18 protein-coding genes are annotated in these 19,876 nt (G+C 63.5%); 1 reads left to right on the top strand and 17 read right to left on the bottom strand.

Annotated features, from left to right (window positions below; all coding sequences use genetic code 11):
- Positions 1-127 precede the first annotated feature (127 nt).
- From B5483_RS12375 to copC, 4 genes are all read right to left on the bottom strand, one after another.
- On the bottom strand, positions 128-1,588 hold the full coding sequence (locus B5483_RS12375) for an aldehyde dehydrogenase family protein (protein WP_079730563.1): 1,461 nt from the start codon (positions 1,586-1,588) through the stop codon (positions 128-130).
- Between the two features lie 136 nt (positions 1,589-1,724).
- Entirely contained in the window at positions 1,725-2,570 is an 846-nt protein-coding gene (locus tag B5483_RS12380) for a GNAT family N-acetyltransferase (RefSeq protein WP_079730564.1), read from the bottom strand.
- 221 nt (positions 2,571-2,791) lie between these two features.
- On the bottom strand, positions 2,792-3,652 hold the full coding sequence (copD, locus tag B5483_RS12385; RefSeq protein ID WP_079730565.1) for a copper homeostasis membrane protein CopD: 861 nt from the start codon (positions 3,650-3,652) through the stop codon (positions 2,792-2,794).
- A 5-nt stretch (positions 3,653-3,657) separates the two neighbouring features.
- Positions 3,658-4,044 (bottom strand): copper homeostasis periplasmic binding protein CopC, encoded by a 387-nt coding sequence (gene copC, locus B5483_RS12390; RefSeq protein ID WP_054944565.1) that lies wholly within the window; start codon positions 4,042-4,044, stop codon positions 3,658-3,660.
- Positions 4,045-4,267: 223 nt separating this feature from the next.
- Between copC and B5483_RS12395 the strand changes: the two genes are divergently transcribed.
- Positions 4,268-4,963, top strand: a complete 696-nt coding sequence (locus tag B5483_RS12395; RefSeq protein ID WP_054944564.1) for a copper resistance protein B — start codon at positions 4,268-4,270, stop codon at positions 4,961-4,963.
- A gap of 30 nt (positions 4,964-4,993) precedes the next feature.
- Here the strand turns inward: B5483_RS12395 and B5483_RS12400 are convergent, their stop codons facing one another.
- The 13 genes from B5483_RS12400 to B5483_RS12460 form a co-directional block, all read right to left on the bottom strand.
- Positions 4,994-6,142 (bottom strand): M20 aminoacylase family protein, encoded by a 1,149-nt coding sequence (locus tag B5483_RS12400; RefSeq protein WP_079730566.1) that lies wholly within the window; start codon positions 6,140-6,142, stop codon positions 4,994-4,996.
- A 19-nt stretch (positions 6,143-6,161) separates the two neighbouring features.
- On the bottom strand, positions 6,162-6,650 hold the full coding sequence (locus tag B5483_RS12405; protein ID WP_054944562.1) for an Lrp/AsnC family transcriptional regulator: 489 nt from the start codon (positions 6,648-6,650) through the stop codon (positions 6,162-6,164).
- Between the two features lie 12 nt (positions 6,651-6,662).
- Positions 6,663-8,072, bottom strand: coding sequence for an aspartate aminotransferase family protein (locus B5483_RS12410; RefSeq protein WP_079730567.1), 1,410 nt, complete (start codon positions 8,070-8,072; stop codon positions 6,663-6,665).
- 119 nt (positions 8,073-8,191) lie between these two features.
- A complete protein-coding gene (locus tag B5483_RS12415; RefSeq protein WP_079730568.1) occupies positions 8,192-9,268 on the bottom strand; it encodes a tartrate dehydrogenase in 1,077 nt (358 codons plus the stop codon).
- Between the two features lie 11 nt (positions 9,269-9,279).
- Positions 9,280-10,740 (bottom strand): NAD-dependent succinate-semialdehyde dehydrogenase, encoded by a 1,461-nt coding sequence (locus tag B5483_RS12420; protein WP_425435042.1) that lies wholly within the window; start codon positions 10,738-10,740, stop codon positions 9,280-9,282.
- Positions 10,737-11,591 (bottom strand): GNAT family N-acetyltransferase, encoded by an 855-nt coding sequence (locus B5483_RS12425; RefSeq protein WP_079730570.1) that lies wholly within the window; start codon positions 11,589-11,591, stop codon positions 10,737-10,739. Before B5483_RS12425 ends, B5483_RS12420 begins: the two co-directional genes overlap by 4 nt.
- 150 nt (positions 11,592-11,741) lie before the next feature.
- A complete protein-coding gene (locus B5483_RS12430; RefSeq protein WP_054944557.1) occupies positions 11,742-13,559 on the bottom strand; it encodes an ABC transporter ATP-binding protein in 1,818 nt (605 codons plus the stop codon).
- A complete protein-coding gene (locus tag B5483_RS12435; protein ID WP_054944556.1) occupies positions 13,556-14,380 on the bottom strand; it encodes an ABC transporter permease in 825 nt (274 codons plus the stop codon). Before B5483_RS12435 ends, B5483_RS12430 begins: the two co-directional genes overlap by 4 nt.
- A complete protein-coding gene (locus tag B5483_RS12440) occupies positions 14,377-15,372 on the bottom strand; it encodes an ABC transporter permease (RefSeq protein ID WP_079730712.1) in 996 nt (331 codons plus the stop codon). The genes B5483_RS12435 and B5483_RS12440 overlap by 4 nt, the downstream gene beginning before the upstream one ends.
- Positions 15,357-16,904: an ABC transporter substrate-binding protein gene (locus B5483_RS12445; protein ID WP_054944554.1), complete on the bottom strand. Its 1,548-nt coding sequence runs from the start codon at positions 16,902-16,904 to the stop codon at positions 15,357-15,359. Before B5483_RS12445 ends, B5483_RS12440 begins: the two co-directional genes overlap by 16 nt.
- Positions 16,905-17,022: 118 nt before the next feature.
- Positions 17,023-17,715: a haloacid dehalogenase type II gene (locus B5483_RS12450; protein ID WP_054944553.1), complete on the bottom strand. Its 693-nt coding sequence runs from the start codon at positions 17,713-17,715 to the stop codon at positions 17,023-17,025.
- A gap of 154 nt (positions 17,716-17,869) precedes the next feature.
- Positions 17,870-18,799: a 2-hydroxyacid dehydrogenase gene (locus B5483_RS12455; RefSeq protein WP_079730713.1), complete on the bottom strand. Its 930-nt coding sequence runs from the start codon at positions 18,797-18,799 to the stop codon at positions 17,870-17,872.
- Positions 18,796-19,845: a PepSY-associated TM helix domain-containing protein gene (locus B5483_RS12460; protein WP_079730571.1), complete on the bottom strand. Its 1,050-nt coding sequence runs from the start codon at positions 19,843-19,845 to the stop codon at positions 18,796-18,798. Before B5483_RS12460 ends, B5483_RS12455 begins: the two co-directional genes overlap by 4 nt.
- Positions 19,846-19,876 lie beyond the last annotated feature (31 nt).

Here is a 19,876-nt window from a genome sequence, read left to right on the forward strand (position 1 = left end):
TCGCCGTGCGGGGATTGCCGAAAGGTGCTCTTGGGGATTGGCAGCATGCTGCCGACCTCTCCTATACAAGTCAGGCCGGACCCACGCGCGTGGGTCCGGCCTGATTCTTCGCTGATGCCTGGATGGATCAGTCTGGTTCGTATCCGAGGATGGCCTTGACCTCGAGGAACTCTTCCATGCCCTCGATACCGTATTCCCGGCCGTTACCGGATCGCTTGTAGCCGCCGAAGGGTGCCTGCGGGTCCCATGCCGGATAGTTGATCAGGACCTGCCCCGACCGGATGCGACCGGCCACGGCGCGCGCCTGCTCCATGTCCGTGCCCTGGACGTGAGCGCCAAGGCCATAGATCGTGTCATTCGCAATCGCGACGGCTTCCTCGATGCTGTCATAGGGTATGATGACCAGGACCGGCCCGAACACTTCTTCCTGCGCGATCGCCATTTCGGTCGTGACCTCGGAGAAAATCGTCGGCTTGGCGAAATAGCCGCACTCCAGCCCCTCGGGCTTGCCAGTCCCGCCGCACAGAAGTTTCGCGCCTTCGGAGATCCCGACACCGATCATGTATTGCACGCGCTCGAACTGGGCGCGATTGGCGATGGGGCCATGTGTCGTGCGTTCGTCGCGCGGATCGCCGACGACAAACTGAGCCGCAGTTTCGGCCGCGATCCGTTCCACTTCGGCGAGCCTGTCGCGTGGGACGATCATGCGGGTAGGCGCGCTGCAGGATTGCCCAACGTTGCGGCAGCTCGAAGCGACGCCCGGCGGAACGGCCTTGTTCAGGTCGGCATCGGGCAGGATGACGTTCGGCGACTTGCCCCCCAATTCCAGGGCAACCCGCTTGACGGTATCGGCCGCGGATTTCGATACCAGCACGCCGGCACGGGTCGAGCCGGTGATCGAAATCATATCGATGTCGGGATGCGCGGAGAGGGCTTCGCCCACTTCCGGCCCGGTGCCGCTGACAAGATTGAATACGCCAGCGGGAATGCCAGCATCGCAAACGATCTCGGCGAAGAGCAGCGCGCTCAACGGGGCGAGTTCGCTGGGCTTGAGTACGACCGTGCAGCCGGCCGCAAGAGCCGGTGCGACTTTAGCGGTGATCTGGTAGAGCGGCCAGTTCCACGGGGTGATGAGGCCACACACGCCGATCGGCTCGCGCGCGATCGCGGTTGTCCCGCGCATGTGCAGGAAGGGGTAAGCGGCAAGATTTTCCGCAGCGACGCGAACGTGCTCGGCCGCGAAGGGCACTTGCGCCGTACGGGCAAAGGTCATGGCCGCACCCATTTCGCGCGAGATTGCCTGTGCGAGAATATCGGCTCGCTCGAGGATCAGTTCATGGACCCGCAGGAGCAGGCGCGCCCGTTCGGCCACCGGCGTCGCCGCCCAGCCGGGGAAAGCGCCGCGTGCAGCCGAAACGGCGGCATCAACATCCTCGCGGGTGGCAAGGACGATCTCGGCGATCGTCTCTTCGTTTGCGGGATCGATGACCGGCGCTGTCCCGGTGGACAGCGACTCGATCCAGTGACCGCCGACGAGGATGCGGTCGAAGCGGCGGGAGGCTGAGAGGTGGGAGATGGGATCGGTCACGTGAAACGGTCCTTCAGATCAGTATCTATGCCCACCATGGGCAGGGAACGGAACTCGGCAAGATGCCCGGAGGACAGCGGATCTCCGAGACTTGTGGATCACTTCGGATGGCATGCCAGCGTGCTTCACGCGCGACCTAGCCCAGCGATTGGCTGGCAAGGCCATAGACGCGGGCGGGGCCGCTCGGCTGGGGTGGGTCGCCGCGCACCATGGTATTGAGGGTGTCGACATGCGCCAGGCCCTGAGTTACCAGCCACGCTCCCAATTCCGAGCCGATTGACGTGTCGATCCGCACGAATTTTCCCTGCAGGCGCGACAGCGCGTCGGCGAGCAGCTTGCGGGCATCGTCACTGCTTTCGGCAACGACCGGCCCGATCACATGTCCGCGCCCGAATTCGCGGGTAATTGCAAAGCCATGCGGACGTCCGTCCTGACCCCGCAGAACACGCAAGTCTCCCGCTTCGATCAGGCGGGCGATCAGCTCGCGTCTGGTCATGGCCGTTGCCGCACCATCGAGTTCGAGGACCGCGGGAAGATCGGTGCCTTCGGCCGGTTCAACGCCTTGCGATGCGCGATCTTCGGTCAGGTTTGCTGCAATGCCCTGATACTGGCAGTTCTGGTCGAAAGTCACGAAGCCGCGCCGTCGATAGAGCTCGAGCCCATCGAGAGTCGCGACAAGGATGACCGAACGACCGCCGAGCGTGGACATGAGGGCATCGAAGATGCGTGAACCCAGCCGCTGGCCCTGGAACTGGTTGTCGACGATGATCGAGCCGACGGTGGCGAACTTATCGCCATAACTCCAGGCGCATGCGCTGGCGATGAGCCTATCGCCAATTCGCAATGCCAGGCCATGACCCAGCCCGCAGGCGAAGCGCCAGTCCTCGAGGCGATGCGGCCAGGACAGCGCAGCGGAAAGGGCGACCGCCTGGGGCAGGTCTTCGGCAGTAAGTGCATCCGGTCCGGAAATTGCGTCCGTCATAATCTCATCGACCACATGGGGCCTTTCGCTGGTTTAGGCCTGTAGCTTGCAGGATAGGCATCGGCCCGCCACCATTGTGCTGCTTTGGCAGTGGCAACCGCATATGCTGCCAAATATTCTCCTGCGCTCGGATTATGGCACTGCCGCAAGAAAGAAGCGTCATTATTCGGCCAGATCACATGGGCGCGACGCGCGGCAGAATGTGCCCTTGGACGAGAGCCTTATAAACCGGACGGATCGAACACGCCGGCGAATGCCACCAGAACGAGAATTCCCACTGCGCAGCCGGTTTCGACAATCAGCGAGCGGGTGAGGCGTTGCCTGGCACCCGGAAGGCCGGCTTCGAGCGCGGGCACGAGTCGCCAGCGATTGCCGGCTGCCAACCCCAGCATGGCGATGAAAAGCAGGACTTTCGCAGCGATGAGCAGCGACCAGGCGCTTTCCGGCACCAAGCCGGAAGGTGCAGTGATCAGGTATCCGTTGGCAATGCCGGTGACGGCAAGAAGGACGACGATCAGCGTGCCGGTGCCGGCAAAGCGTGAAAGTGCCTTGAGCTTGTCGGTCTCATCGGTGCGGCCAAGGGCGTCATTAACGAAGCAGGCGAGGGCGCCCAGCCATGTCGCCGCGGCGAGGAGGTGGATCACGTCCGAGATCTGATGAAGCGTGCCGCTCGCTCCTTCACCGGCGCCGGCATGGCCGGTCCACGCGCACGTCGCCAGGGCGAGCGCCCCAAATGGGGCCAGCGCGGCGTGGCGCGGGAAGGTCAGGGCGAGCAGGAGTAGCACCGCAAGTGCGGCGGCACGTACGATGAGTACGTCGCCGAGCGGGGTTGCGCCCAGCACGGCCGTGACCGTCGCCGCGTCCAGATCGGAGACGGAACTGGCGGCCATGACGGCGACGGAAGCCAAGGCCCAGAGGCACGAAACCGCGAATGCAGCAAGGGCAAGCGTGGCCATGAGCCAGCGCTGTCCCCTGCCTGCAGTCCGCCGTCCGTCGGTCAGTTGGTAGATCGGCAGTCCCGCCGCGAGCAGGAGCAGAATGAAAGCCGCAAGCCGCGACGCGATCAGGATGCCGTCTGCCACGGGAATCAGCGAACGGTGAAGCTGTAGCTGCCTTCGATGCGGTGCTGGTCGGAAGCGACCGCATGCCATTTGAGCGTGTAGCTGCCGGCAGGAAGGGCGCGGGGCAGTTTCACCTTGATGCTCTTGCCTTCGGCCTTGGTTGTGAAGCCGCTGATCGGCATGGGCTTGTGACTGGCCATCCCCGGCATACCGGTCATCACCAGTTCGATGCCCGAAAGGGGGCCGACCAGCGTCTCATTGAAGTTCAATGTGATCTCGGTCGGCTTGGCGACGCTGGAATCGGCGGCAGGCGTGGAGGACACCAGCTTCGGGTGAGCCATGGCGATACCGGGAACGACAAGTGCCAGAGCGGCCAGCGATGCCAGCGCGGAAGTGAGGGGCAGGCGGGGCATAGTGAATTTCTCCTAGGCATGGCCGGTTTAGTGCGGCGCATGAAGGCAATACGCGTCGTGCCGGCCGATCCCTCACCTCGCCTCAAAAAAGTGGCAGCAGGCATTATCAGCATTCGACGATCTGACCGAATTTGCCGAGACGGAGTGCCTTCCCGGCATGACGTGACGGACCGGGTATCGAGAAAAGCAGCCGCTGTCGCGGACCCGGAGATAGCTTGTATTCATGCTTTCTAGATCCGTCCTGGCGGCCCTGGCCGCCCTGCCTTTCCTGTCGGTTCCAGCTCATGCGCAGGCGGAGCTGGCGGGTCAGGTCGATCTACTGGAGATGCATGTCGGCAAGGGCGATGACCATTTCCTGTTCGACAGCACCTTCACGCTCAGCGGCGAGCGTCACGGCGTGGCGCTCAAGCTCGAAGGAGGCAGCGATGTCGGGGCGCATATCGATGAAGTTACCGCCCAGATGCTCTACAGGTATTCGCCAAGCGGCAACACGAATATACTTCTTGGCGCACGCAACGACTTTCGGTCCGGCAGCGATCTCAGCCATGCCACATTGGGTGTCGAGGTCCAGCTGACCTCGGCGATCTCCGGTGAACATTACCTCTGGCTTTCCGAAGATGGCGATATAACCGGCGCGGCGATGGTCGTTGGCACGCTGTCGCTGGGCGAGGAGCTTTGGCTTGAGCCGCGCGTTGCTGTCGGCTGGTCGGCGCGGGCGATACCGGCCGAGGACGTCGGAGCAGGCATCGGAGAACTGGAACTGTCCGCTCGCCTGCGGCGGCAGATCGGTCCGCTCTTCAATGTCTATGGTGGCATCATCGACGAGCGATTGGTCGGAGATACACGCGACATCGCCAGAACGCAGGGTGACAATGGACATGTCACCCGCGCGGTCATCGGGCTTGGCCTGAACTTCTGAACCTGCGGCTGCTGAACCGCAGGGGTCGCGTCAGTCCTGCAGCCAGTGCCGGGCAAGGGCGACGTGCAGGCGAATGCCGGTTTCCATCACGTCGTCGTTGAAATCGTAATGCGGGTTGTGCAGCGGCGGCGGATTGTCGCCGCGGCCCTGGCCCAGCCAGAGATAGGCGCCGGGCCGTTCCTGCAACATGAAGGAGAAGTCCTCGGACGTCGGCGCCGGTTCGGGTGCCAGCTCCGCGCGCGCGACCGTCGCAGCAACTTCCAGCGCATCCTTCGCTGCATCCGCATCATTGATCGTCGCGGGGTAATAGCGATCGTATTCAAGCGAACCGCGCACTTCGAACGAGGTCTCGATTCCCTTGATCATCTGGCGCATGCGCTCCTCGATCCGGTCCTGCACGACCGGATCGAAACTGCGCACGGTGCCGCCGATGCGCACGCTGGCAGGCAGCACGTTGTGCGCATGGCCGCCGGCGATCTCGGTGACGGAGAGAACGGCGTTGGCGCTGGGCGGGATGTCGCGGCCGATAACGGTATTGAGCTGCTGTACGAGGCTGGCGGCGGCAAGGATTGCGTCGGGCGTGTCATGCGGAAGCGCGGCGTGACCGCCCTTGCCTTCCAGCACGATATTGAACTTGTCGGCCGCGCCCATGATTGCGCCGGGGCGCGTGGAGATCGTACCTGCAGGCAGGCCCGGCCAGTTATGCAGGGCATAGACCCGCTCGCAGTCGAAGCGTTCGAACAGCCCGTCCTCGATCATGTGCCGCGCGCCGCCGAGCCCTTCCTCGGCGGGCTGGAAGATGAAGTTGAGCGTGCCCGAGAAACCCGGGTCGCGGGCAAGAACCTGCGCTGCGCCAAGCAGCATGGCCACGTGTCCGTCATGGCCGCAGCCGTGAAAACAGCCGGGAACCGTGCTCGACCAGGCGGCATTGGTCCGTTCCTCGATGGGCAGAGCGTCCATGTCGGCGCGCAGGCCCAGCGTGCGCTTGCCATTACCGCAGCGCAAGACGGCGACGATACCGGTCCCGCCAATTCCTTCGTGCACTTCCAGCCCGATCGCGCGAAGCTGCTCGGCGATGCGCTGCGCGGTGCGATGCTCTGCAAATCCCAGTTCGGGATGGGCGTGGATGTCGCGGCGGAAGGCAATCAGCGGTTCGAGCAGGTCGGCAATATCGTTCATCGGTCTCGCATTCGTCCGGTCATTCGCCGAACAGGTTCTGGATCGGGAAGTGGTGCTTGATGAAAGGGCTCTTGATCACGACGTAGCTGAAATACTTTTCGATACCATAGTCGCTTTCGAGCATTTCCTCGATGATCGACTGGTAGTGGGTCACGCCGCGGGCCACGAACTTGAGGAGGTAGTCGTAGCCGCCGCTGACGAGGTGGCATTCAACGATTTCGTCGATCTTGGCGATGCGCATCTCAAAGCGGGAGAAGTCGCCCCGGCGGTGCTCGCTCAGCGTCACTTCGGTAAACACGGTGAGAAATTCGCCGAGCTTGTTGAGATTGATGTGGGCGCCATAGCCGGTAACGTATCCGGCGCTTTCCAGGCGCTTGACGCGTGTCAGGCATGGGCTGGGCGAAAGCCCCACGGCATCGGAAAGTTCGACATTGGTGATGCGACCGGATTGCTGCAGCATCGCCAGGATCTTGAGATCGATGCGATCAAGTTTCGGCCCCAGTGCCATGTTATTTTCTCCTCAGCCGAGCGCTTGGCGAACGTCGGGCATTTCCAGCAATTGATCGAGCGACCTTTCGACACGCTGGAATATCAGGTCCATCTCGCTTTCGGAACAGCAGAGTGCGGGCGCGAAGCCGATTACGGCATTGGCGAAGCAGCGCACGATCACACCGTTGTCCCAGGTGAGCTGGGAAAGCCTGCCCGCGATGTCGAGATCGGCCGCGAAACCGGCCTTGGTTTCCTTGTTGCTGACCAGTTCGATTGCGCCGAGCAGGCCGCGGCCGCGGGTATCGCCGACGAGCGGGTGCGCACGGATGCGCTCGAGGTGATGGTCGAAGCGCTTGCCGGTCTGCACACCGTTTTCGAGCAGGCCGTTCTCGTAGAGCCGGATCACTTCGAGGCCGACTGCGGCGCTGACCGGATGGCCGGAGTAGGTGAAGCCGTGGCCTACGGGCAGGGCCGCCGGGGCGGAGTCGGCGATCGACTGGTAGACGTGATCGGCCATGAGCACCGCGCCCATCGGGGCGTAGCCGGAGGTCAGGCCCTTGGCGAGCGTCAGGAAATCGGGCGAGACGCCTTCGTCGTCGCAGGCAAACATCGGGCCGGTGCGGCCAAAGCCGGTAATGACTTCGTCGACGAGCATAAGGATGCCGAGCCGGTCACAGGTTTCCCGGATCGCCTTGAGCCAGCCGCGCGGGGGGACGATGACACCGCCCGAGCCCTGGATCGGTTCGCAGCAGAAGGCCGCGACCTTGTCTGCACCCAGTTCTGCCACCTTCGCTTCGATCGCAGCGACGGTCGAGGCGATCACCGCGGCATCGTCATGGCCCTCGGGATGGCGATAGGGATAGGGAGATGCGATATGATGCTGCCAGGGACGCGGCAGGTCGAAGCCGCGATGGAAATTCGCCAGTGCGGTCAGCCCCGCGCCGTTAGAGCTGGAACCATGGTAGCCCCATTCCAATGCGATGAACTGCTTCTTCTCCGGCTTGCCGATCGCATTGAAGTAGTGGGTGATGTAGCGGATCGCGCTGTCCACTGCGTCGGAACCGCCCAGCGTGAAATAGACATGGTCGAGCCCTTCCGGCGCAAGCGAGGCTAGCTTGTCTGCCAGCAGGATCGCCGGTTCACTGCCGAAGTGGAAGTAACCCGTGGCGTAGGGAAGGCGGCGCATTTGTTCCATCGCCACTTCGACGATCGATTCCTGTCCGTAGCCGACGTTGACGCACCACAAGCCGGCGAAGGCGTCGAGAACCTTCTTGCCTTCGATATCGGTGAGCCACATTCCATCGCCCGACTCCAGGACGCGCGCGCCGTGCGCCTCGTGCCCCCGGAACGATGTGACCGGGTGGATCAGGTGCCGCCTGTCGAGATCGACAAGCGACTGGTTGGAACGATGTGCGGGAGAGCGGGAGGGAGCGTTTTCCATGCTGCCGATGCTATCGCACGGAACCGGCGGGTTGCGCTGAAATGAGGCCTGTCAGTACTGTCGAAGGACAAATCGCGGCAGGGCGACGGCAGATTGTGCCGCGCCCTGCCGGCACCATTTCAGCCGATCAGCGAAGCCACGGCCTTGCCGCAGGAAACGGTGTCTGCCTTGCCGCCCAGATCGCCGGTGCGTCCGGTTTCGGTGGCAAGAGTCTCCTCAATGGCGCGCATGATCGAGGCCGCCGCTTCGGCTTCGCCGAGGTGTTCCAGCATCATCGCCGCGGACCAGATCTGGCCGACCGGATTGGCAATGCCCTTGCCGGCGATATCCGGTGCTGAGCCGTGGACCGGTTCGAAGAGCGAAGGATGCGTCCCGTCGGGATTGATGTTGCCTGACGGGGCGACGCCGATCGTGCCGGTGCAGGCAGGACCGAGGTCAGACAGGATATCGCCGAAGAGGTTGGAAGCGACGACGACGTCGAAACGCTGCGGGTTCATGACGAACTGCGCGGTGAGAATGTCGATGTGGTACTTGTCGTGCGTAACCCCGGGATATTCCGCCCCGATGGCTTCGACCCGCTTGTCCCAGAACGGCATGGTGATGGCAATGCCGTTGGACTTGGTGGCGCTCGTCACGTGCTTGCGTTCGCGCTTCGTGGCGAGGTCGAAGGCATAGCGCAGGACGCGGTCCACGCCGTGGCGCGTCATGACCGTTTCCTGGATCACGATTTCGCGTTCGGTGCCCGGGAACATGTGTCCGCCCACGGAACTGTATTCGCCCTCGGTGTTCTCACGCACGACCCAGAAGTCGATGTCGCCCGGCTTGCGGCCCGCCAGCGGGCAGGGCACGCCGGGCATCAGGCGCACCGGGCGCAGGTTCACGTACTGGTCGAATTCACGGCGGAACTGCAGCAGGGACTGCCACAGGGAAATATGATCCGGGACCGTGTCGGGCCAACCGACTGCGCCGAAGAAGATTGCGTCGACCTTGCCGATGCGATCCTTCCAGTCGTCGGGCATCATCTGGCCGTGTTTGGCGTAGTAGTCGCAGCTGGCAAAATCATGCCACTGCAGGTCGACTTCGAAGCCGTGTGCGGAGGCCGCGGCTTCAAGAGCGCGCGTGCCTTCTGGCATGACTTCCTTGCCGATGCCGTCGCCCGGGATGACCGCGATCGAATAGCGGCGCTGCGCGCTCATGCCTTTGCCCCTTACAGTTCCAGCCCGCCGATGTGGAAGGCTTTGGTTTCCAGATATTCCTCGATGCCCGCCGTGCCGCCCTCGCGGCCGAGGCCCGATGCCTTCATGCCGCCGAAAGGCGCCATTTCCATGGCAATCGAACCGGTATTGAGTGCGACCATTCCTGTCTCGAGTGCCTCGGCGACCCGGAAGGAACGCGAAAGGTCGCGGGTGTAGAAGTAGCTGGCCAATCCGTAAGGCGTGTCATTCGCCATGGCGATGGCCTGGGCTTCGTTCTCGAAGCGGAACAGGGGTGCGATCGGTCCGAAGGTCTCTTCGCTGGCAAGGCGCATTTCGGCATGGGCATCGGCGATGACCACGGGCCGCACGAAGTTGCCGTCCTCGCGCCCGCTACCCGAGGCGACAAGCCGTCCGCCGCGATCGAGCGCATCGGCGATGTGCTCGGATACCTTGGTGACCGCAGCGGCATTGATCAGCGGGCCTACGGTTGCCCCGGTCTCGAAGCCGGGTGCCGCGTGCAGTGCTGAAACTGCCGCGGAAAGCTTCGCGGCAAATTCGTCATGCACCGCTTCGTGCACGAAGATGCGGTTGGCGCATACGCAGGTCTGGCCCGAATTGCGGAACTTGCTGACCATGGTGGCCTTGACCGCCAGATCGAGGTCGGCGTCCTCGAAAACGATCAGGGGGGCATTGCCGCCCAGTTCCAGGCTTACCCGCTTGATGGTGTCCGCGCACTGGCGCATGAGCAGAGATCCGACCCGGGTCGAACCGGTGAAGGAGAGCTTGCGCACGTCGGGGCTGGCCGCAAAAGTCGCGCCAATTTCCTGCGGCATGCCGGTCAGGACATGGACGAGGCCGGAAGGAATGCCGGCCCGCAACGCGAGCTGGATGAGCGCCAGCGCGGTGAAAGGCGTGAATTCCGAAGGCTTGATGATCACCGGACAGCCGGCGGCCAGCGCAGGTGCACACTTGCGGGTGATCATGGCGGCAGGGAAGTTCCATGGCGTGATGATCGCACTGGGACCAACCGGCTCCGTCAACACGAGGATGCGGCGATCGCGTTCCGGCGAAGCGACATTGCGCGCGCCGACCCGGCGACCTTCTTCGGCAAACCACTTGATGAAGGTGGCTGCATAGCGAATTTCGCCCTGTGCTTCGGCCAATGGCTTGCCTTGTTCGGCCGTCATGATCCGGGCCAGGTCGTCGGCATTTTCAAGGACCAGGTCGTACCAGCGCTCGACAAGGGCGCAACGTTCACCGGCCGTGCGGGCGCGCCACTCGGGCCAGGCGGCCATCGCCGCATCGATCGCGGCCTGAGTCTCGGACTGGCCGCAAGGAGGTACGAGGCCGACGAGACTGTCGTCGGCCGGGTTGTTGACGGCAATGCCGGTCGCCTTGTCCGCCATCAGCCATTCGCCGGCAACGAGGGCTGCTTCGCGCAGCAGCGAGGGGTCGCGCAGTTCCAGCATCAGCCGAACGCCTGCGAAGCGACAGCGAATATCTTGGCCGCGCCGGAACCCCGCGGTGGCTTGCCCCGGACCATCGTCGTGACCTTGCCTACACAGGGCAGGCCGATATCCTCGAGCCATTCGGACAGGCCGGTCCCGACCAGCGCGTCGATCCGGCAGAACCTGCCCGCCTTGGCACCCAGCCAGTGCGTGACCAGCGCCTGCGCACCGCCAAGGTCAGGCGCTACGATCGGGGCGATGACGCGACCGCGACCGAAGCGGCGCAGCAGGGCAAATCCGACGGGTTCGTGATCGCGCGAGAGTACCACCGACTGGCTGTCGCGCGCGATGCGCCGCAAAAAGAAGTCGCGGTCCATGCCAAGTGCTTGGCTGTACATTGCAGGCAACATGTCGTCGGTCCCTCCCATCGGGCGCACGCGCTCGCCCGGGCGCAGTTCGGCCAGTGGCATCGTCGGCGCCAGCCCCTGGTGCTGATGCACGGTGGCGAACGGTTCGAAGCCGAGCTTGGCATAGAGCGGAATGCCGTCCGCCGTTGCGTTGAGCGTGACGTTCCAGCCTTCGAGCCGAGCAAGCATGGCTTCCATCAGTTGGCGGCCGATGCCCTCGCGCTGCTTTTCCGGGGTGACGATGACCATGCCGATCGAGGCGAAGTTGCCGCCATAACGCCAGACCATGATCGAACCGACGACCTTGCCCTCGCTCTCGGCAACGATCCCTTCGCCCAGTTCGTAGAAGAGCTCCCAGTCCTCGGTCCGGTGCGGCCACGACTGCTCGGCGGAAAGTTCGACTGCGCGCTGCAGGTCCTCGATAGTCATGTCACGCAATACGTTGGAGGCCTTGGTCGCAACCACCATGTCGATTTCTCCGCTTCGGCCCGGCGGATTTCAGGATGCCGGACCGTTGAATTCAGCTGCCCTCTAACGTTTGTGAGAAGGCATGGGATGCCGGTTTTCCCGGTTAATCGGAACAATATTGCGCTTTGCCGGAGGGTTCCCCGGCATGATCTAACTGACTTCCGCCAGGCCCGCCGATGAAAGATTGGCAAGCGTGTGATGGCATAGAATCGCCTGCCCTTCGCCCTCGCGCAGCGGTGCAGGCATGGCATCGCATGTCCCCGCGATGGCTACAGGGCAGCGCGGCAAAAAGCGGCACAGGGCCTCTCCAGCCGAATTCTTGAGCGAGGCGCCTGGCATTGCGGCACGTTCGACGGCGGCGCGCTGGGCGAGCCATGTGCGATCCATGTCGGGCACCGAGTCGACCAGCAGTCGCGTGTACGGGTGACTGATCGCACCGGCGAATTTGGCCTGTCGGGACAGTTCCACGGCGGTGCCCGAATAGAGCACGAGCATGTTGTCGCAGAACGCCTTCACGGTCGAAATGTCGTGGCTGATGAACACCGTCGCGATGCCGAGGTCGCGTCGCAGTTCGTCGATCAATTCGAGGATCGCTGCGCCGACAACCGTGTCGAGTGCGGACGTCACTTCATCGCATAGCAGCACGTCCGGCTCGGCCGCCAGCGCGCGCGCAAGGTTGATGCGCTGTTTCTGGCCGCCCGAAAGTTCGGTACTGCGGCGCGTTTCCAACCCGCGCGGCAGACGGATCAGATCGAGCAGTTCGGCAACCCGTGCAGCTGCCGCGCCACCCTTGAGTTGGTGGTAGAAGGCCAGCGGCCGGGACAGGATCTCTCCAACGGTGTGCGCCGGGTTGAGCGCAGTGTCCGCGTTCTGGAAAACGAGCTGGATGCGCCGCAATTGCTCTCGGCTGCGATCCGCCATGTCGGCTGGAAGCACTTCGCCATCCAGGCAGACTTCACCACCGGCCGCCGGCAGGAGCCCGGCGATGACGCGCGCCAGCGTCGACTTGCCCGATCCGGATTCGCCGATGACGCCGATGGTCGCTCCGCGCTTCAGCGCGAAACCTACATCGCTGAGCACGGGGATCGCTGGCTTGCCGTTTGTGATGCGACCATAGCCCGCCTCGATAGCCGAAACGGTCAGAACCTTGTCTTCGCTGGCATCGGCGGACGGACGTATGGCCGGACGCGCGGCAGCGAGAAGGGAGCGGGTATAGTCGCTCGAAGGGGCCTCGAGCACTTGCCCGGCGGTGCCTTCTTCGCTCGTGCGCCCATTCTTGAGCACGACGATGCGGTCCGCGACCTGGGCGACGACGGCAAGGTCGTGACTGACATAGATCGCCGTGGCGCCGCTGGCGGCGATGGCGGCCTTGAAGGTGCGCAGGACTTCTACCTGGGTGGTAACGTCGAGTGCCGTCGTGGGCTCGTCGAGGATTACCAGTTCGGGATCGGTGATGAGCGCCATGGCGGCCATGAGCCGCTGCAGCTGACCACCGGAAACCTGGTGTGGGTAGCGCCGGCCGATTGTCTCGGGCGAGGGCAGGGCGAGAGAGCGGAAGATCTCGATCGCCTTGGCTTCCGCCTCCTTGCGGTTCGCAAGGCGGTGAACCAGCAGCGGTTCGATGACCTGCGCCATGATCGGGCGCGAGGGGTTGAAGGCCGCTGCCGCGCTTTGCGCGATGTATGAAATGCGCCGTCCGCGAACCTTGGGCAGCTCGTTCGCATTCAACTGGTCGATGCGCATGTCGCCTACGCGAATGGTGTCTGCCGTAATGCGCGCACCGAAACGCGAGTAGCCCATCATCGCGAGGGCGATAGTCGTCTTGCCCGATCCGGATTCGCCGATGAGTGCGAGCACTTCGCCCTTGGGAATTGCGAAAGAGACGTCCTCGACGATGGCCTTCCTTGTGCCATCGGGCAGGGTGACGTCGATGACGAGGCCGTTAACTTCAACTGCAGGCGCGCTCATGCCTTGCCTCCCGGCTTGAGGGCATCGATCAGCAGGTTGGCGCCCACTGTCAGCGTGGCGATCGCCAGGGCGGGGACGATGATCGCCAGCGCGCCTTCCGTGATGCCGGAGATGTTCTCACGAACCAGTGAGCCGAGGTCGGCATGGGGCGGCTGGACGCCAAGGCCGAGGAAGCTCAGGCCCGAAAGCAGGAGCACGACGAACACGAAGCGCAGACCGGTATCGGCGAGGAGGGGGTGGATCATGTTGGGCAGGACTTCGCGAAGGGCGATATGCACCGGGCCTTCACCGCGGGCGCGGGCAACCTGCACGAAATCGAGTGCGACAAGGTTCATCGCCAGCGCCCTGGCAATGCGGAAATTGCCGGGAACGTATGTCAATGTGGCGATGAGAAGCAGCAGCGGGAGCGAGGAGCCGAATGCCGCCACGAGGACCAACGCGAAAATCTTCGACGGGATGGAAATGAACGTGTCCATCGCTCGGGAGATGACTTCGTCGGTCCAGCCGCCACGGATCGCGGCCAGCAGTGCAAACGACGTTCCGATGCAGACAGCAAGGATCGCTGCGCCCAGCGCGAGGAACACGGTGTAGCGCGATCCCCACAGGACGCGGCTGAGCACGTCACGGCCAAGGTAGTCGCTGCCGAGCCAGAACCGGGAAGAGGCTCCGCTGAATACGTCCTGGTCGACGAAGGCGCCGACGGAATAGGGCGCCAGCGATGGGCCGGCGAGCGCAATGGCGAGCCAGAAGACGACGAGGGTCAGCCCTATGCGGCCCGATGCCGGCAGATTGCGCAAGAAGGAGGTGAGCTTTCCGGTCATGCGCGCAGTCTCGGATTGGCGAGGATGGCGACGATGTCCGCGACCAGCATGAGGGCGAGGTATGTCGCGCAGAAGATCATCGCGCAGGATTGCAGCAGGGGCATATCTCGGCTCGTCACGGCATTGACCATAAGGCTGGCCAGGCCGGGGAAATTGAAAATAGTCTCTACGATGATCGCACCGCCCATGAGGTAGGAGAGCGAGAGCGCCATGGCATTGACTACCGGACCGACGGCATTGGGCATGACGTGGAACAGGACGATGCGCGAGAAGGGCACGCCTTTGAGCTTGGCCATTTCGACATAGGGCCGGTCGAGCTGGTCGGCGACGGCAGCACGCGTCATGCGGGCCATCTGCGCAACGACCACGCAGGTCAGCGAGAAGACCGGCAGCGCCATAGAGCGCAACATTTGCCCCCAGCTTGCATCGGGCGTGACCAGGGCGATCGAGGGCAGCCACAGAAGCTTCACCGAGAAGACGAGAACACCCAGTGTCGCGATCAGGAATTCTGGCATGGCGACCAGCGAGAGGGTCGTGATGTTCAGCATGCTGTCAAGCTTGCCGCCACGATTGATCGCGCTCGATATGCCGATGGTCAGGGCAATGACGGTCGAGATGACCGCGGTGATCCCGGCAAGCGTCAACGAGTTGGGCAGGCGGTTGGAAATGATCTGGCCGACCGGCATGTTGGCGACGTAGGACATGCCGGCATTGCCCCGCACGATTCCGCCTAGCCAATCGACGTAGCGGACGTGAGCAGGGCGATCGAGACCCATTTCGTGTCGCAGTGAGGCAACCTGTTCAGGCGTCGCGCTCTGGCCCAGGAGTTCCTGCGCCGCATCGCCGGGGAGAAGGCCGCTCACCGTAAATATCACAAGGGAAACGAGGAACAGCGTGAGCAACGAAGAGAGCACGCGCTTGCCGATCAGCGGCACGAGCTTGGCTAGCGAGGATTGGGGTTTTTCTGGAGCCGACATCAGTCTTCCCACCAGACATATTCGGCGAAGCGGTAGCCCATGAAGGCACCGAGCGGGACCGGGCGCAGCCCCTTGAGGCGGCGATCGTAGCCGTCGATGAGGCTGATGAAGACCGGGATCGCCACGCCGCACTTGTCGTGCACGATGCGTTGCATCTCGCCGTAGAGTTCACCGCGACGTGCTTCGTCGGCTTCACCGCGCGCTTCGATGAGCAGGCGGTCGAAGCGTTCGTTCTTCCAGCCGCTCTCGTTCCAGTCTGCCTTCGAGTCGAAGAACAGGCTGAAAATTAGGTCGGCGGTTGGCCGCGGATTGCAGTTTCCGAAGCTCATGGGATGGCGCATCCAGTGCGTCGACCAGTAGCCGTCGGCGGGTACGCGGTTGACTGCAAAGTTCAGCCCGACCTTCGAGCCGTATTCCTGCAGGATCGAGGCCATGTCGACCGACCCTTCAGCCGCGGTTGAGGCGAAGACGGGAAGGCGCACGCCGCTCAGCCCGGCGCGCTGCACATGCCAGCGCGCCTTGTCGAGATCGAGCACGGTCTGCGGCACGTCCGGATTGAAATAGGGCTGGAAGGGCGCGATTGGCTGATCGTTGGCGATGGTGGCGTAATTGCGGAACAGGGCGCGCTTGATCAGCGGACGGTCGATCATCAGCTTAACCGCTTGCACGAAATCCGCATTGCCGGTCGGCAACTGGTCCTGGCGCATGACCAGATCGGTGAAAAGCGCGGAAGGGGTTGCCATCACCGCATAGGCGGGATCGACCTCGACGCGCCGGGTCGAGCGCGGATTAATGGCGTTGCACAGCTGGATGTCGCCCGAGAGCAGCGCGTTCACGCGGCTTACCTCGTCCGGGATTGCGATCAGTTCGACACGCTCCAGGTGCGGGCGCCCCGGGATCCAGTACTCTTCGTTGCGAATGACCTCGGTGCGCACACCCGCCTGGAACTTGGCGAGACGGAAGGGGCCGGTCCCCGTGCCGTCGGGAGAGCTTTGTCCGGCGCGCACGATCAGGAAGTGCGGCTGGGCCATGATCGTGGGCAGGTCGGCATTGGCGCCGGTGAGGCGGAGCACTACCCCATAGCGACCGTCCGCGCGTATTTCGGCGAACTGGCTGGCGATGGTTGCCATTTTGGACGCGACCGCCGGGTCTTTGTGACGCAGCAGTGAATAGACGACGTCTTCTGACGTCAATTCGCTGCCGTCGTGAAAGCGCACGCCACGTTGAAGTTCGAAATGCCAGGTGATCCGGTCCGCGCTTTCGATGGTCTTTGCCAACGAAGGACGCGGTATGAGGCTTTCGTCCTCGATACAGGTCAGTCCGTTGTAGAGCATGAAATGGCGAACGTAGTCCGTGGACAACGAGCCTTTGGCCGGGTCGAGCGTATCGGCAGTAGAGGCGGCCTGGGTCGCGACCCGAATGCTGCCGCCCTTTTTCGGTGCAGCCTTATGCTCGTTGCTTCCGCAGCCGCCCAGGGCCAATATGCCAGCCCCGGCAAGTCCTGCGCCGATTACGCTTCGCCTCGACAGGTTGTTGCCGATCAGCATGCCCTGAAGTCCTTCGCGCGGCTTCGTGACCCAGCCGCCAACGCCTCGCGCCGCCCCGATCGGGGGAACGGGTGACGCGAGACGCGGCGGGTGAGCGGGATTGTCACGTTGCAGGCGATCAGAGGCCGACGACTGCCGGCAGGCAACCGATGTGCGGGATCTCAATGTCGCGGTAGTTCGCATTCGACGGCTCATGGCCGCGGCCGACGAATACGCGGCAGCCGAAGCCGAGGTCCGTTGCCGTATTCTGGTCGTAGCGGAAGCTGGAAGAGACGTGCATCATCACTTCGGGGCCGCAACCAAGCTGGTCGAACATGTATTCGAATGCCTGCATGCGCGGCTTGTAGGCCTGGGCGCTTTCGGCCGTGTAGACACGGTGGAAGGGCGCGCCGAGCAGGGCGACGTTGTGCGGGATCTGATCGTTCATCGCGTTGGAGAGGATGACGAGCGGGATCTTGTCGGCAATCTTCGAAAGGCCGCCGGGCACGTCGGGATGCGGACCCCACTTGGGAACCATGTGGTAGATGGAATCGGCGTCGGCTTCGCGGTATTCGACGCCGAACGCCTTTGCGGTGCGGCGCACGGCGTTGCGAATGACTTCCTGATAGGGCTTCCAGGGGCCCAGTGTCTCGTCGAAGCGGTAGGTCGAGAAGACGGAACACATGTGATCCATGGCCTCGGCCGGGATACGATCTGCAAAGAACTCGCGGGCCATTTCCGACATTTGGAAACGGATCAGCGTGCCGTAGCAGTCGAAGCTGATGTACTTGGGCCGGAACGCGGGGGTGAAGCTGGGACTGGCGCTGGTCATCTCGTCGCTTGATCCTCTTGCGCGGGCCACACATGCCTCGCGCTTCTCGATATGAATAAGGCCACTTCCGCCGCGTCACTTGCTTCCGATTGCAGGGAAGAAGTGAGGCAATTTGCGGCTTTGTCCTCGTGAATTCGGCATAGCATGCCGCAGCTCAATATCCCCTTGCACGGTCCACTTCGCCGTCCGGTTCTTCGCCCGCAAGGACGCGGCGCAGATTGGCGATCAGCGAATGCACCGCTGTTTCCCTGCGGGTGACGCCGGCTATGTGCGGAGTAAGGAAAATCGCAGGATGCGAATAGAATGGATGGCCCTGCGGCAGCGGCTCCGGACTCGCCACATCGAGGAACGCTGCCGACAGTTGGCCTTCGTCAAGTGCTGCGCACAGGTCTTCGGCAATGAGGTGGCCGCCGCGCGCGGCATTGATGATCGCCGCCCCGTGCGGCAGGCGATCGAAGAGTTTGCGGCACAGTATGCCGCGGGTCTCTTCGGTTAGTGGAAGCAGGCAGACTAGGATTTCGCAGCGGGCGAGGAACGGATCCAGACCGTCCGGCCCGGCATAAGTCTCGACACCCTCGATATCGGCTCCACAGCGGCTCCAGCCCAGCAGGTTGAAGCTGAGCGGCCTCAGGGCCTGGATGGACGCGCGCGCCAGTTCGCCGAGGCCAAGGAATCCGACCGTGCGTTCGGAGCAGAGCAGGACGTCGCGCTGGGTCCATCGGCCCGCGCGCTGCTCTGCCAGGTAGAACGGCAGGTCTCGGTGAAGGGCCAGCGCCGCCATGACGATGTATTGCGCCATGGTTACGGTAATGCCCGGCTCGATCATGCGCACGACGCGAACATGCGGCGGGACGAGCGAGAGATCGAGCTGGTCGACGCCCGCGCCGATGCTGAAAAGGACTTCCAGATTAGGCAGGCTTGCGATCAGTTCGGGCGTCAGGGTCCAGGCGACGAGGAAGCGGATCTCCTTCGCATCGCCAAGGTCGGGCCAGCAGCGAAAATCGACTTCGGGCATTTCGCGTGCGAAGATGTCGCGCCAGAGCGTGCCGCGCTCTTCATCGCCGCAGTGTAGGATCGAGGTCATTTCTTGGTTCCCGGTCGAGAGGAGCGGCTGCGCCACCATTGCAGAGGGCCGCTGATGCAAAGGAAAATGAGTGCGAGAGCTTCGATCATGAGCAGCAGGCGGCCGGGAAGGCCGAAACTGTCTCCGGCATGGAGCGGCAGGACAGTCAGCCACAGTGCAGGATTTTCCCGGGACTTCAGGACTCCGTCGATACTGGGCGCGGTGGCATCGATGCTCACGACGTCGACGGCGCGTGGACCGGCCTCGTCTGCGAAAAGGTTGACGGCAAGCGTGCCGTCGGTCGCGAACCGGATGTCGCGGACGTGGGCTTGGGGAAGGCGATCGTGCAGAAGCGCGATGGCGCTGTCTATCTGGTCGTCGCTCAGGGAAGTTGTGCGGATCGGGGCCGTGGGCGATGGTCCAAGCGGAAGGTCGGCGGCGGCGAGCAGTAAGCCGGTTATCGCGCTGAACAGCACCAGGATCGAGGCGATGGCCCCGGCGCTGCGATGATAGAGCCGCAGCTTGATGCGCGAAGGCAGGCTGCGGCGCACCTTGAGCGAGGCGATGATGCGGCCGCGTCCCGGCCACCAGTGTTTTACTCCGCTGGCGCCGATCAGGAAGAGCGCGAGGCCGTTGAGCGCAACGATGGCGATGCCGAGCCAGTCGCCCAGCAGTCGGTAATGGATCTGCAGCGCCGCCTCGATCGGAAAGCGCCAGATCGGCCCAGAGGCAAGTACATGGGCATTGCCTGGATCGACCGAAGCGTAACGCACTTCTCCTTGCGCACCGGAAAGCTGCGCAAAGGCGGCCGCGTCGGCGTTCGAAGGCATGAAGAGGCGGGTAATCCGCATGGTCGGGAAGCTGTGGTGAACGCTGTCGAGCAGGGTCGATACTGGCGCCGGTTGTGTGCCAGGGTTGCTCTGGCGCGTCATTGCGGCGGGATCGATCATCTGCGCCAGCGGCTCGCGAAACAGGATCAACGCTCCTGTCAGGGCCTGGATCAGCAGCAGGGGGGCAAAGGCCAGGGCGATCCAGCGATGGATGCGAAGGAAAGTACCGGGTTTCATGGCTGTCCTGAATATAGCGGCCGCCGCTCCC

This window comes from Novosphingobium mathurense, assembly GCF_900168325.1.
Lineage (GTDB): Bacteria > Pseudomonadota > Alphaproteobacteria > Sphingomonadales > Sphingomonadaceae > Novosphingobium > Novosphingobium mathurense.